We start from the raw sequence: 12956 nt of genomic DNA on the forward strand, positions 1-12956 counted from the left end.
ATTCGAAGTGTCTGGCGCTTATTCTATCCCCCTTGGCCGATAGCATCTATGCCAAGAGGCGGTTTATCCATTGAGCGCGCGGTAAATGCACTCAGCTAGCGAGGCATTAATACCTGGAACGCGGGCGAGTTCATCGCGGCTAGCCTTTTGTACACCCTGCAGACCGCCAAAGAAGCGCAGCAGCTCACGCCTGCGCTTGGGGCCGATGCCAGGAATATCCTGAAGTGTCGAGGTGCGTCTCGCTTTATCGCGTTGGGCGCGGTGGCCAGCAATGGCAAAACGGTGTGACTCATCGCGAATGTGTTGGATTAAATGCAGGGCTGGTGAGGCCGGATCCAAATCAAGCGGATTGTCTGCTGTTTCCAAAAACAGGCTTTCAAGCCCCGCTTTACGCGTGGTGCCTTTGGCGACGCCCAAGAGAATAATATTGGTGATCTCAAGCGCTTTAAACACCTCACGTGCCATGTTGAGCTGCCCTTTGCCACCGTCAACGATCAATATGTCGGGGGCCACCGCTTCGCCACTTTTCACCCGCTTAAGGCGCCGTGTGAGCGCTTGCTGCATGGCGGCGTAGTCATCACCTGCGGCCACCCCTTCAATGCGGAAATGGCGGTAGTCGCTTTTACGTGGGCCTTGATGATCAAACACCACGCAAGAAGCAACCGTCGCTTCCCCATGACTGTGACTAATATCAAAACACTCTAGGCGTTGAGGCGTTTCTTCCAAGCCAAGTGCTTTCTGTAGTGCGGTAAAGCGCTGAGTCAGCTGCGTTTGATTGGCAAGCTGCGACGCCAATTGCTGTTCCGCGTTGGTAATCGCAAGCTGTTGCCACTGGGCGCGGTGGCCGCGGACTTGGCTGGTGACGCGGATGCGCTTACCCGCCTGCTGCGTCAACGCTTCGGCAATCAGCTCACTATCGTCGAGTGGGTGGCTGGTAATGACTTCGCTAGGAACGTTATGCGGTTGACCAAAATAATATTGGCTGACGACTTCAGTGAGCAGCGTTTCTAGTGGCAGATCCAGATCGTTTTTTGGCGTGTGATGTCGTGCCCCCAGGAGGCGTCCGTCGCGAACGCTGAGAACAGAAACGCCAAGCGCGCCGGGTCGCTGTGCCAGGGCGAAAATATCGGCATCACCCCCGCCTGTATCGACAAACTGACGCTGTTGAAGCTGGCGTAGCTGCTGAACCTGATCGCGAAGACGAGCGGCTTCCTCAAAGTTAAGCGCTTGGCTGGCCCTCTCCATTGCCTCCATCAATTCTTGGGTGACATTTTCACTTTTGCCTTCCAAGCACATCACCGCATGTTCAACATCGCGCTGGTAATCCTCGGCGGAAATATAGTCGACGCAAGGAGCACTACAGCGCTGAATTTGATACTGCAAGCAGGGGCGCGAACGGTGCGCAAACACGCTGTCTTCGCAGTTTCGGATATGAAATATTTTTTGCATCAACGCTAGGCTTTCTCGTACAGCACCACTGCTGGGGTAAGGGCCTAAATAGCGACCGTCGTCGCTACGTTGACGAGCGCGTTTATACTCAAGTGCCGGGTAAGGGTGGCGGTCGGTGACAAAGACAAAGGGGTAGGACTTATCATCGCGCAACAAAATGTTGTAGGGCGGACGCAATTGCTTGATCAGCGTCTGTTCGAGCAACAGGGCTTCAGTTTCAGTTCGCGTCACGGTGACCTGGACGTCGGCGATACGTCCGACCATGGCCTGGGTTTTAGTATTCAGCTGGCCACGAAAATAGCTGGCAAGGCGCGCTTTTAAGCGCTTGGCTTTGCCCACATAGAGCGTGTTGCTTTGTTCATCAAGCATGCGATAAACACCAGGAGAGGTACTTACCGAGCTTAAGAACTGTTTTGCATCAAAGGTCATATCAGCCTGTCGGTACCCGATAACAGCAGAGGAAATTGAGTTATATCTGGGCGACGTCAAACCCCTCGACTAACCCGTGGCGGAGCGCTAAATGAGTGAGCTCAACGTCAGTAGCAATCTTTAGTTTATCAAACAGTCGATAGCGATAGGTATTTACTGTTTTAGGGCTTAAGTGCAGGCGATCTGAGATGTCTTGCACGCGTTGGCAGTTAACAATCATTAGGGCAATCTGTAGCTCACGGTGGGAGAGGTGGCTAAACGGATTATCCTCATTGGTAAAGTGTGAAAGGGCTAGGCGTTGCGCAATTTCCTGGCTGACATAACGCCTACCATGAAATACTTGGCGTATGGCGTCGGTCATCTCTATTGTGTCCGCGCCTTTGCTTAAAAATCCTGAGGCACCGGCTTCCAGCATGCGACGCAGTACGCTGTCTTCCATGTGCGCGGTCAGGATCAATACCTTGACGTCCTTCATCGAGCGGTGAATGCGGCGCGTGGCTTCCAGCCCGCCGATGCCCGGCATGCGGATATCCATTAGCACAATGTCGGGCTTCAAATGGCGACACTGTGTCACTGCACTTTCACCGTCGTCGACCTCGCCCACAATTTTCATGTCACACTCTTCGTTTAGCAGGTGCGCAATGCTGGTTCTTACTAAATGATGATCATCGGCGATAAGTACACTGATCAATGGACAGGCTCCTGCATGGAAACATCGTGGGCTCAGGCGTTGGTCTTGTACACTATTTTATATTGCTGACTGCATATCTTGCTAACTACATGTAGAGTGCCACAGCTGGCGACAAAGGAGAATTAGACAACGCTGATGGTTCAAAACTTGACCGAGGTAAATGTTCATCGTAGTATCCGCCTCGCTATCGAAAAGAGCAGCATGTGGGGCCTTAGCTCAGCTGGGAGAGCGCAACACTGGCAGTGTTGAGGTCAGCGGTTCGATCCCGCTAGGCTCCACCAAGATTATAGAAAAAGCCTCGTTGATTAAACGAGGCTTTTTTCGTCTTCCGTAAAGATTACTCAGCAACCTTGCCCAGTAGCAAAAATTCGATCAGCGCTTTTTGTGCATGTAGACGGTTACCGGCTTCCTGCCAAACAACGGCGCGGCGGTCATCAAGCAGCGTCTGGCTGATTTCTTCGCCGCGATGTGCTGGTAGGCAGTGCAGGAACAGTACCTCTTGATTCGCCTGATCAAGCATCGCTTCGGTTACCTGGAAACCAGCGAAATCCGCCTCTCGTTTGGCCTGTTCTTCTTCCTGGCCCATGGAGGCCCAGACATCGGTGGTGATCAGGTCGGCATCTTTGACCGCTGCCTGCGGGTCATGCAGCAATGTTAGCTGGTCACCAGCGGCCGCCATGATGTCGGCGCGTGGCTCGTAGCCTTTCGGGCAGCATATGCGCAAATGAAAACCGAACTGACGGGCCGCATTGATCCAGGAGTGGCACATGTTATTGCCATCACCAATCCATACTGCCGTGTGGCCCTTTACGCTGCCGCGTAGCTCGGTCCAGGTCATTATGTCGGCGAGCAACTGGCAGGGGTGATAGTCATCACTCAGGGCGTTAATAACCGGCACGCTGCTGGCGTTGGCGTAGGTCTCCAGGCCTGCGTGGGAAAAGGTGCGGATCATTACCGCATCGACCATTTCCGACAGTACGCGAGCGGTATCTTCAATCGGCTCGCCGCGGCCTAGTTGGGTGTCGCGAGGGGAGAGAAATAGCGCGTGACCACCAAACTGTGCCATACCCGTTTCGAATGAAACTCGCGTACGTGTTGACGATTTTTCAAAGATCATCGCCAGGGTGCGGTTGGGTAAGGGTGTATAAACAGGGCCTTGGGCTTTAAGGTTGGTCTTGATGGTAATGGCGCGCTGGATCAAATAATCCAGCTCATCCGGGGTCAAATCCAACAACGTCAGGAAATGGCGTGTCGCCATAAGAGCTTCTCTCCGCGCAAAAACACTATCCTAGCTATGCAGCAGGGGATGCGCAACGCGAACGGCATGCGTAGAATGCCAATGACATGTTAAAGCTGAGCGCTCTACTCAGGTACTATTCTTAAGCACTAGTCTCAAGTACTAATTACCAGGGCTGGTACAAGGGCTAGGTTCAAGAACTAGGTTCTAGGGTCTGGTTCGAGGGTTAAGCCAAGTAGATGAGTGAGAGGGCATCAGTCATCAATAAGCGAGGAAATAGTATGAGCACTACTGCCGAAAACATTCAGCGTCAAATTAGCGAAAACCCGATTCTGATTTACATGAAAGGATCGCCCCAGTTGCCCCAGTGCGGCTTTTCCGCCCAGACCGTTCAAGCGTTGATGAGCTGCGGTGAGCGCTTTGCGTTCGTTAATATCCTGGATAATCCGGATATTCGCGCTGAACTGCCCAAAATTGCTAACTGGCCGACATTCCCTCAAGTATGGGTGGAAGGCGAACTAGTGGGTGGCTGTGACATCGTGATTGAGATGCATCAGAACGGCGAACTGGAAAAACTAGTAAAAGCAGCTGCCGAGCGCGCTGGCGCTGCTGAGGGTGGTGACAACGCTTAAGTGTTGTTGAGCACTCCGCCCTAAGCGGTTGGCGGGCTATGGTGCAACCGCTAGAATGACACATTGTTATGCACCGTGGCACTTACCTTGCGCTGTCTTCAGCGCGAGGTAAGTTAGCCCGCTGAAGGAAGTACAGCTTCATGAGCTATCAGGTTCTGGCCCGCAAGTGGCGACCCCGCACATTCCACGAACTCGTTGGTCAGGCCCATGTTCAACGCGCCTTGGTAAATGCCCTTGACCAGGGGCGTTTGCATCATGCGTATCTCTTTACAGGTACCCGTGGGGTGGGTAAAACCACCTTGGCGCGCATACTCGCTAAATGTTTGAATTGCACGGCCAACGGGCGCGGCGATGAGGGCATTACCTCTACCCCCTGTGGGCAGTGCGATACCTGCCAAGCCATTGATGAAGGACGCTTTGTTGATCTGATTGAGGTCGATGCAGCTTCTAGAACCAAGGTGGAAGATACCCGCGAGCTACTCGATAACGTTCAGTACGCGCCGACCCAAGGGCGCTACAAGGTGTACCTGATTGATGAGGTGCACATGCTCTCCACCAGCAGCTTTAATGCGCTGCTGAAAACGCTGGAAGAGCCGCCTCCTCACGTTAAATTCCTACTAGCGACCACCGATCCGCAAAAGTTGCCGCCGACGGTGCTTTCGCGCTGCCTGCAATTTACCCTCAAGCATATGCCGCCTGAGCGCGTCGTAGAGCATCTCACTTACGTACTAGGGGAAGAGGGTGTTGCATTTGATGAGAGCGCGTTGTGGCTGCTGGGTAAAGCGGCCGAAGGTTCAATGCGCGATGCCATGAGCCTGACCGACCAAGCTATCGCGTTTGGTCAGGGGGCGGTTCGCCATGCGGATGTGGCTGCCATGCTGGGCACCTTGGATCATCGTCATATTCTTGGCCTGGCAGAAGCCCTGGCCGATGTGGATGTGCAGCGCTTACTGGCCGAAGTGGCTGAGTTGGCAGAACAAGGCCCCGACTTTGCTGCGGTGCTGGATGAACTTTCCAGCTTTCTGCACCGCTTAGCGGTGGCGCAAATGGTGCCGGACGCTGTCGATAACAGCCACGGTGACCGCGATGTTATCCTGCAGCTAGCGAGCCGCTTTACCGCTGAGGACATTCAGCTCTATTACCAAATCGGTATTCAGGGCCGTGGGGATATGGTGCACGCGCCGGATCTGCGCAGCGCCTTGGAGATGACGCTGCTGCGCATGCTGGCGTTTCGTCCTCAAGGCGTGCCTAAACCGCCACGTACGCCGCTGCCCCTGCGCCGCGAGCCTACAGGTAAGGCAGCGTCAGAAATGAATGCTCACGTTCCCGCGCCGGCCACGGTTTCATCAGCGCCGGCGCCCACCCCAGAAACGACAACAACGCCTGACGTTCAGTCCATTTCAGAAGAGCAGCCCACGCCAGAAGCGCAGTCAGAACCCCAAGCCGAGCCCCAGACCCCACCTGCCGCTAAAGAGGGGGCGCCGTTGCAAGAGCTCCCTCCTTGGGTTGTCGAGAATGAAACACCATCGTTAGAGGTTAGCGCGCCTCAGCAAGGCCCAGAGCCAGCGGCTATGGTTGAGCCAGTGCCTGTCGCGGAATCAACAGCAGCGCCGGAACCGGTTTCGTCGCCAGCGCCTGAGTTGGCAACTGATCCTGCTCCTGCGCAGGAGGAACCTGCTTCGGTAGCCCCGACTGGTAGGCTGGACAACGCAAAATGGTTGCAATGCTTTGATGCACTCGGGCTGGGTGGTTTGACGCGTAACCTGGCAGGCAACTGTCTAGTGGAGAGTGATGATGGCACGCTGCTGACCCTTCGCCTGGACCCCAGCCAGGAGGCCATGCAGGCGGAGGTGCACCAAACACGTATTGAGCGGGCGCTGAAAGAGCAGGGCATGTCGCGGCGAATAGCGTTTTACGTGGCTGAGTTGTCTAATAGCCTGGAAACACCCCGGCAGCGCGAAGAGCGGCTTAATCAAGAGCGCCATGCCCAGGCGGTTGATCTACTCAATCACGACCCCCATGTACAGAAATTACAGCAGGCGTTTGGGGCAAAGCTGATAGAATCCAGCGTTAAGCCAGCCGATGAAATGCGCTAAGCTGTCTCACATATCATCGCAATACCGACCTATCTTTTAACCACGTTGGAGACTAGACCATGCTTAAAGGTGGAATGGGCAACTTGATGAAACAAGCCCAAGAGATGCAAGAAAAAATGCAGCAAGCCCAGGAAGAAGTCGCCAAAGCCGAAGTGCAGGGCGAGGCGGGTGCCGGTATGGTCAAGGTCACGATGAATGGTCGGCACGACGTGTCAAACGTGACCATTGACCCCAGCGTTATGGAAGAAGACAAAGAGCTTTTGGAAGATTTGTTAGCCGCGGCAGTCAACGATGCGGTGCGTAAATTGGAAGTTAGCTCTAAACAGAAAATGGAAGAAGCGACCGCTGGCTTGAGCCTTCCGCCCGGCTTTAAGATGCCGTTCTAAGCAATGCGTTTTTCTCCTCTCGTTGAGCAGTTGATGGATGCTTTTCGCGTACTGCCAGGCGTTGGGCCTAAAACGGCTCAACGCATGGCGATGCACCTGCTTGAGCGTGAACGCCCAGGGGGGCAGCGGCTCGCTGCAGTTATTCAACAAGCCATTGAAGAAGTGGGCTATTGTCAACGTTGCCGCACGCTCACTGAAGCCGACATCTGCATGCTGTGCGAAAGCCTACGCCGCGATGATGCGTTGCTGTGTGTGGTGGAGTCACCTGCCGATCAATTAGCGATTGAAGAGGCCGGAGGCTTTAAAGGCCGCTACTTTGTACTGCACGGTCACCTTTCGCCGTTAGATGGCATTGGCCCAGAATCGATTGGTTTGGATTTGTTAGAAGCACGTGTCGCCGAAGGGCTCGTCGAAGAAGTGGTGTTGGCGACGAACCCTACTATCGAGGGGGAGGCGACAGCTCACTATATTGCCTCACAGTTAGCAGAATATGGCGTCAAACTCTCGCGGCTTGCCTATGGCGTCCCGATGGGCGGTGAGCTGGAGTATGTTGATGGCGGCACCTTGAGTCGCGCGTTTAATGGTCGCCTGCCTTTTGCCAGCGAATAAGCCTATCTAAACGCAAGCGCTTCAGCGCTTGCGCCAACTTGGAAGAATGCTTTTGTCCTCTCTTACTCCCTCTTTTCAATGGCTTGATACTCCAGAGGCGCTTGATGCTGCGTGCGATCAAGTAGCCGATGCTTCTGTGATTGCTCTGGATACCGAGTTTTTCCGAGAGAATACGTTCTTTCCAGTGCCTGCGTTGATTCAGTTCACCGCGGGTGAAGAGGCTTATCTGATTGATCCGGTGGCTGTCCCGTGTACTGATAAATTCCGTGCTCTACTGCAAAACAAGGCGATTAAGTTACTCCACTCCTGTAGCGAGGACCTAGAAGTTTTTCAGCACTGGGCAGGGGTGTTACCGGTACCTTTAATTGATACTCAGGTAGTACAAGGTTTTTTGGGTGAAAATCCAGGAATGGGGTATCAAAAACTGGTCGAATTTTGGGTCGGTGAAACGCTGCCTAAAGAGGAAACACGCTCAAACTGGTTAGTGCGCCCGCTTTCGCCTGCGCAGTGCCATTACGCCGCGCTGGATGTTATCTATTTATTAAAAGTCTGGACGCTACAGGCTGAAAAGCTCACTACGCTAGGTCGTCGCGACTGGGTGGATGCTGAGTGCGCTAGCTTGATTGAGCAGGCCGGCCGTAGCGTTGATAACGATCAACAGTGGTATACCCGTCAACGCCAATTATGGCGCTTACTGCCCCGTCAAATGGAAGCGTATCGGCTGATGACTACGTGGCGCGAAGGCGAAACACGCCGCCGCGATTTGCCGCGCAATTGGCTCATTAGCGATAAGTTACTGTTCGCCATCGCTGAAAAGATGCCCAGCAACCGCTTCGAGCTGGCTGAAGTGGAAGGTGTTAAGCCGGTGCTAATTAAAAAAGTGGGCGACGCACTGCTGGCAATGGTCAAACAGGCCCAGCACTGTGATGAAGAGGCGCTGCCCAAGCGTTGGCCAGACCCCATGCACCCGACGTTCAAATCACGCTTTAAAGCACTCAAGAGAGCGGTAGCCGCTAAAGCTAATGACTTGGGTGTGGCACCGGAAATGCTCATGCGCCGCCGCGATATTGAAACACTGGTGATGCAGGACTTGGCAGGAGAACCTCTCACTTGGCCGACCGGTTGGCGTGGCGAGTGTTTGAATGGCGCGTTGGCCCAGGCCCTTGAGGAGCGAGCATAATGAGCGACAAGCTGATTTGCGAGGTTTTTAAAAGCTCGCGTAAAGATGAAATGTATTTGTATGTTGATAAACGTCAAGGGTTTGCAGACATCCCTACGCAATTACTTGAAACCTTCGGCAAGCCTGTACCGGTATTTACCATGCTGTTGACCGCTGATAAAAAATTGTCACGGGTTAATGCGGCAGACGTGGTGGAAGGGATTAAAGACAAAGGGTTCTACCTGCAAATGCCGCCGCCGAAAGAGGCCTATTTGCTCGACGTGCATCGTGCCCATGTGGCCTCGCATTCTAATGCGCGTTCTGAAGATGAGTAGCGTCAGTTTTACATGAACTTTCTTGCCCATGCTTGGCTCGTCAGGGCGGGTAGCGATGATTTTCTCTACGGCAATTTAATTGCCGATGGGGTTAAGGGGCGCAACTTAAGTGATTGGCCCGCGGCCACGGCGCTAGGCATTCGTCATCACCGCCGTGTGGATGCCTGGGTGGATAGTCATCCGAACGTGGTGAATGCGCGGCGACGCGCCCCGCCTGCTCACCGCCGCTATGCGGGCATTGCACTCGACATGGTATGGGACCATTTTCTAGCCCGGGATACGGCGGGACAGGCTGACCAGGAAATAATTGTAAAACGCTGCTATCGACTGCTCTTAGCGCGCTCTGCGCCGAACCGGCTGGCGGATATGGTGCCATCACTTGTCGCGCACGACTGGTTAAGAGGCTACGCTGATTTCGCGTTTACCTGCCGCGCTGTTGCGGGAATCGGCCAGCGATTGTCTGGCCCGAATCAGCTTGCCGCTCTGGTGCCCTGGCTGCACGACGATTACCAAGCGCTAGAGGACGACTTTCAAGCTTTATGGCCAGCGCTGTTGGCAGAATTAAGCCACACTGATACACCACCATAGGACGTGTTTCTGTGTGGTAGTGAAGGAGAAAACGATGGAAACCGCGATGCGCGAGCGTTTTTGGGAGCGCTACACCCTAGAAGAGTTGACGCCCCAGGAGTGGGAAGCGCTATGCGACGGCTGTGGGCAGTGCTGCCTGCTAAAGTTGCACGACGAGGATACCCAGGAACTCGCAGTGCTGAACGTGGCTTGCCGCCTGCTGGATATCCATAGCTGCCAGTGCAGCGATTATGCGAACCGTTTTAAAACGGTTCCCGACTGCACCCAGCTTACTCCTGCCTTAGTAAAAGAATTCACCTGGTTACCACAAAGCTGTGGTTACCGGCGAGTGGCAGAGGGGCGTAAGCTGGCGGGCTGGCATCCGCTGTTAAGCAATGACGCCGAACGGGTACACCGTAAAGGGATCAGTGTGCGTAGTTTTGCTGTTTCTCAAGATGAGGTACCTGAGCAGCAGCTGGAGTCACACATCATTGCCGTGTTACCGATGTAATTCCTGACGCTTTAAGCGCTGGGCTGGCGTTTTGGAGTATCCCAAATAGATAAAAACGCTTCTTTAACCGGTGAAAGTACTTTTTTAGCTGGTGCTTGGTTAGCGGGTTTAACGCTAGTTTTATGAGGAGCGTCCCAAATTGTCGGGAAGTGATCTTGGTATTTCATGGCTTCTATTGCCTCCTAAAGAGCTGTCATAAGCATTGGGCTTATAAAACGAGCTTATAGATCGAGATTAGACGTTAGTGTATGCGACTAAGGTGTAGTATGACGCAGAAGCGTGGACGAGTGAATAGTTTGTGGAAAATATTTTCATAAATAGTCGACCTACGTTCGATACGTTTGGGTACCGCATTGAGGTGTATCAATCGCTGCGCCGGTATTATTGATTCATATACCTTCAGTCAATTTTAGCTCAGGCGAGGTTGCACTAAGGCTGGTGGCGTTCAAAGCAGAATCATGCTCAATGGCCTGTGCATGATTTTTAACCGAATGGCTCTCTGTGCGTACTATATTCAAGTTATTAATAACGACAGAAGGCAGAGTGGGAAGGTTAGGACACTTGAGAAGATCAGCAACCAAAAAACAGCCAACGTTTACGCCCACCACGAATGGCCGGATAGCGTACTCTGCTCCAGTGGGGCAGCTCATCGTCCAGGAGCCGGGTTAGGCGTAACCTCTGGTTATCCAGAAAGTGTAAGGTTTTATCTAGCGCGCCTGTGGACTGCACTTTCTGGGCCTCGACGCACTTACCGCTAGGTATGGACCCCGCAGATCAACGGGCCCCGTCCGGCGCGGCTGGCTGCATAGCCGAACAAATATGACTTGTTAACCGGCGCTGCTGTAACTACGTGTACGAGGTCGCACTGGCATAGTGGTCGGCTTCTTGGTTGACTTGGATCGTCGTCTCATTAGGTTTTAGAAACTATTGTTTTTTATAATTTTGGAAACCAGGGAGTCGACTGAAGGGGCTAAGGGCTGTTGACATTTTATAGCAGGGATATTGGTATGATAAAAGAGCAAGCCCACAGAGTAGAAGTTCCGAAGCCATCATCCTGCTAGTCTGTAATGCCCCGAGAGATACTCATACTGGTAAATTAGGGGCAACCAGCTGGACGGAAAGAATTTCACCGTTATGCGGATGCCAGTATTGTTTCTCTTCTTCGGGGAGTTGCTCAAAGAGTTTTTCAGAGATGATGTATTCAATACCGTTTAGCTTCGCATCATCAGTATTGCCGTCGTAAAGAGCGCACTGCAAGAAGTCTTCGTTGACCTGATCACAGAAGTGATGGGCCTCAAACCCTGAATTCAACTAATAAGTGCAGCACCTGCGGTTTCTAGCGCTCCTGAGTATTCACCTAAGAACACCTGGGCTGGGGTTCGGTATCCCAGCCGCTTTCTTGGTCTATCGTTTAGCTTATTGACGACTCTTCGTAGCTCGGCATTGGTCACTTTGCGGAAGTCAGTACCTTTAGGAAAATACTGCCTAATCAGACCATTGGTGTTTTCATTAGTACCACGCTGGCATGAGCGGTACGGGTCGCAAAAATAGATCTTGGCCGAGACGGACTTGGCAACCTTCCGATGCTCGGCGAATTCCGACCCATTATCCAAAGTGATGGTGTGCACTGCCCCTCGGCGTGGTGCCAATAACCGCGTCATCGCCTGTGCCGTTCTAGTGGCGGTGATTGTTGGCAGCCGCGCTGCCAAGAGGTAGCCACTGCGTCTTTCGACCAGGGTCACCAGCCCGGATTCTTTGTGGCCCTTAAGCACCGTGTCGCCTTCCCAATGTCCGATATGGCGCCGTTCTTCCACCTTGGCAGGGCGCTGCTCGATGCCTACTCGGTGCGGGATTTTGCCTAACCCCGCCCGCTTAGCCAATTGGCGCTGATAGCGCCGCTGGCGTGGCAGCCGGAGCCGTTTCCATAAGGTTCCACCGTGCTTCTTGTCGTCCCAGATTAACGCATAGATCCACTGATGGCTTACGCAGACTCCGTTGGCATTGGCCATAAAACCACTGATTTGTTGAGGGCTCCATTCGTCCATCAATTGGCCAGTGACCCAGCGAACCAGGCTGGGTAGTCGTTTAGTCACTTTCCAGGCGGTGCGTCGGCGCTGATCACTTACCAATTGGGCCTGTTCAGGCGCATAACCACGGGTCAGACCGTTACGTTTTATCTCGCGGCTAATGGTGCTGCTGTGGACACCAATGGCCTGGGCGATCTGTCGCTGGCTGATGCCGGTCTCAAGATAGGCAAAAATTTGGTATCGTTGGATTTGGGTCAGTTGTCGGTATCCCATGCTCTGCTTCACTTTGGTAGGTAAGGCAGAGAGGGTACCGGCGCTGGCCCTCCTGCCTCTACCTTGTGATCCAAAGTGCTGCGCTTATTCTATGAATCCAGGACTGATGCAGTGGCTCTTTTTTGAGCGGATGAAAACCGACGAGGTAAACATTAAGACGCGATGGGGGAGCGTCTGTTTGCATCATGCTTGCTCCTGCTTCTAATAGCTGAGATTTTGCACTCTCAGCTCTACCAGAAACCTCGGTGGTCGAGTGCGTCTCACCCATGCCGGTGCAACCAGCCAGAGTAAAGATCGATGCGACAAACGTACCGTAATGAAAACCATTAATGTTGAGAATAAAAATACCTACTATTTGGCTATAAGCATATTTCTTTTTTTATGTTAGCCCGTTATCGGTGGTTTTCAATTTAGTGTTCCATGTTTGACCTTTGATAAATGGCGCCAACCGCCGCGTGTCTGCTGCATTGCAGGGGAGGGGCCACGGGAGATCATTATTTTTTATGAATTGGAAGAGCAGGGGGCGACTAAAGGCTAATAATTTTAGTCTTTTTT

General features: G+C 53.2%; 14 protein-coding genes and 1 tRNA gene. 9 read left to right on the top strand and 6 right to left on the bottom strand.

Going from position 1 to position 12956, the window contains the following annotated elements; all coding sequences use genetic code 11:
- Nucleotides 1–63: 63 nt before the first annotated feature.
- Nucleotides 64–1878: an excinuclease ABC subunit UvrC gene (uvrC, locus tag ACXUPB_RS07680; protein WP_035566619.1), complete on the bottom strand. Its 1815-nt coding sequence runs from the start codon at nucleotides 1876–1878 to the stop codon at nucleotides 64–66.
- A 40-nt stretch (nucleotides 1879–1918) separates the two neighbouring features.
- Nucleotides 1919–2569 (bottom strand): UvrY/SirA/GacA family response regulator transcription factor, encoded by a 651-nt coding sequence (uvrY, locus tag ACXUPB_RS07685; protein ID WP_035566617.1) that lies wholly within the window; start codon nucleotides 2567–2569, stop codon nucleotides 1919–1921.
- A 205-nt stretch (nucleotides 2570–2774) separates the two neighbouring features.
- On the opposite strand from uvrY, the gene ACXUPB_RS07690 reads away from it, so the two are divergent.
- Nucleotides 2775–2850: transfer RNA gene (locus tag ACXUPB_RS07690), tRNA-Ala, on the top strand.
- A gap of 56 nt (nucleotides 2851–2906) precedes the next feature.
- Here the strand turns inward: ACXUPB_RS07690 and argF are convergent.
- On the bottom strand, nucleotides 2907–3827 hold the full coding sequence (gene argF, locus ACXUPB_RS07695; protein WP_472956111.1) for an ornithine carbamoyltransferase: 921 nt from the start codon (nucleotides 3825–3827) through the stop codon (nucleotides 2907–2909).
- Between the two features lie 260 nt (nucleotides 3828–4087).
- Here argF and grxD point away from each other — a divergent pair, with 260 nt between their 5' ends.
- The 8 genes from grxD to ACXUPB_RS07735 all read left to right on the top strand — a co-directional run bounded on the left by grxD (nucleotide 4088) and on the right by ACXUPB_RS07735 (nucleotide 10101).
- Nucleotides 4088–4438, top strand: coding sequence for a Grx4 family monothiol glutaredoxin (gene grxD / locus ACXUPB_RS07700; RefSeq protein ID WP_035566613.1), 351 nt, complete (start codon nucleotides 4088–4090; stop codon nucleotides 4436–4438).
- A 140-nt stretch (nucleotides 4439–4578) separates the two neighbouring features.
- Complete coding sequence (dnaX, locus tag ACXUPB_RS07705) at nucleotides 4579–6534, top strand: DNA polymerase III subunit gamma/tau (RefSeq protein WP_472956113.1); 1956 nt, start codon at nucleotides 4579–4581, stop codon at nucleotides 6532–6534.
- A gap of 59 nt (nucleotides 6535–6593) precedes the next feature.
- Nucleotides 6594–6920, top strand: coding sequence for a YbaB/EbfC family nucleoid-associated protein (locus ACXUPB_RS07710; RefSeq protein WP_035566609.1), 327 nt, complete (start codon nucleotides 6594–6596; stop codon nucleotides 6918–6920).
- 3 nt (nucleotides 6921–6923) lie between these two features.
- Complete coding sequence (gene recR, locus ACXUPB_RS07715; RefSeq protein ID WP_008959529.1) at nucleotides 6924–7529, top strand: recombination mediator RecR; 606 nt, start codon at nucleotides 6924–6926, stop codon at nucleotides 7527–7529.
- Between the two features lie 46 nt (nucleotides 7530–7575).
- Nucleotides 7576–8709: a ribonuclease D gene (gene rnd, locus ACXUPB_RS07720; protein ID WP_472956116.1), complete on the top strand. Its 1134-nt coding sequence runs from the start codon at nucleotides 7576–7578 to the stop codon at nucleotides 8707–8709.
- Nucleotides 8709–9023, top strand: a complete 315-nt coding sequence (locus tag ACXUPB_RS07725) for a YcgL domain-containing protein (protein ID WP_035566605.1) — start codon at nucleotides 8709–8711, stop codon at nucleotides 9021–9023. Before rnd ends, ACXUPB_RS07725 begins: the two co-directional genes overlap by 1 nt.
- Nucleotides 9024–9035: 12 nt before the next feature.
- Nucleotides 9036–9611, top strand: a complete 576-nt coding sequence (locus tag ACXUPB_RS07730; protein ID WP_035566602.1) for an acyl carrier protein phosphodiesterase — start codon at nucleotides 9036–9038, stop codon at nucleotides 9609–9611.
- A 34-nt stretch (nucleotides 9612–9645) separates the two neighbouring features.
- Nucleotides 9646–10101 carry a YcgN family cysteine cluster protein gene (locus ACXUPB_RS07735; RefSeq protein WP_035566600.1) on the top strand — a complete coding sequence of 152 codons (456 nt, stop codon included), beginning with the start codon at nucleotides 9646–9648 and terminating at the stop codon, nucleotides 10099–10101.
- An 11-nt stretch (nucleotides 10102–10112) separates the two neighbouring features.
- Here the strand turns inward: ACXUPB_RS07735 and ACXUPB_RS07740 are convergent, their stop codons facing one another.
- The 3 genes from ACXUPB_RS07740 to ACXUPB_RS07750 form a co-directional block, all read right to left on the bottom strand.
- On the bottom strand, nucleotides 10113–10268 hold the full coding sequence (locus ACXUPB_RS07740; RefSeq protein WP_179915420.1) for a hypothetical protein: 156 nt from the start codon (nucleotides 10266–10268) through the stop codon (nucleotides 10113–10115).
- Between the two features lie 916 nt (nucleotides 10269–11184).
- Nucleotides 11185–11412, bottom strand: a complete 228-nt coding sequence (locus tag ACXUPB_RS07745) for a DUF1264 domain-containing protein (protein ID WP_472956120.1) — start codon at nucleotides 11410–11412, stop codon at nucleotides 11185–11187.
- Nucleotides 11409–12401, bottom strand: a complete 993-nt coding sequence (locus tag ACXUPB_RS07750; RefSeq protein WP_350359360.1) for an IS30 family transposase — start codon at nucleotides 12399–12401, stop codon at nucleotides 11409–11411. The genes ACXUPB_RS07745 and ACXUPB_RS07750 overlap by 4 nt, the downstream gene beginning before the upstream one ends.
- Nucleotides 12402–12956 lie beyond the last annotated feature (555 nt).

Source organism: Vreelandella sp. DA03-1M (assembly GCF_055725665.1).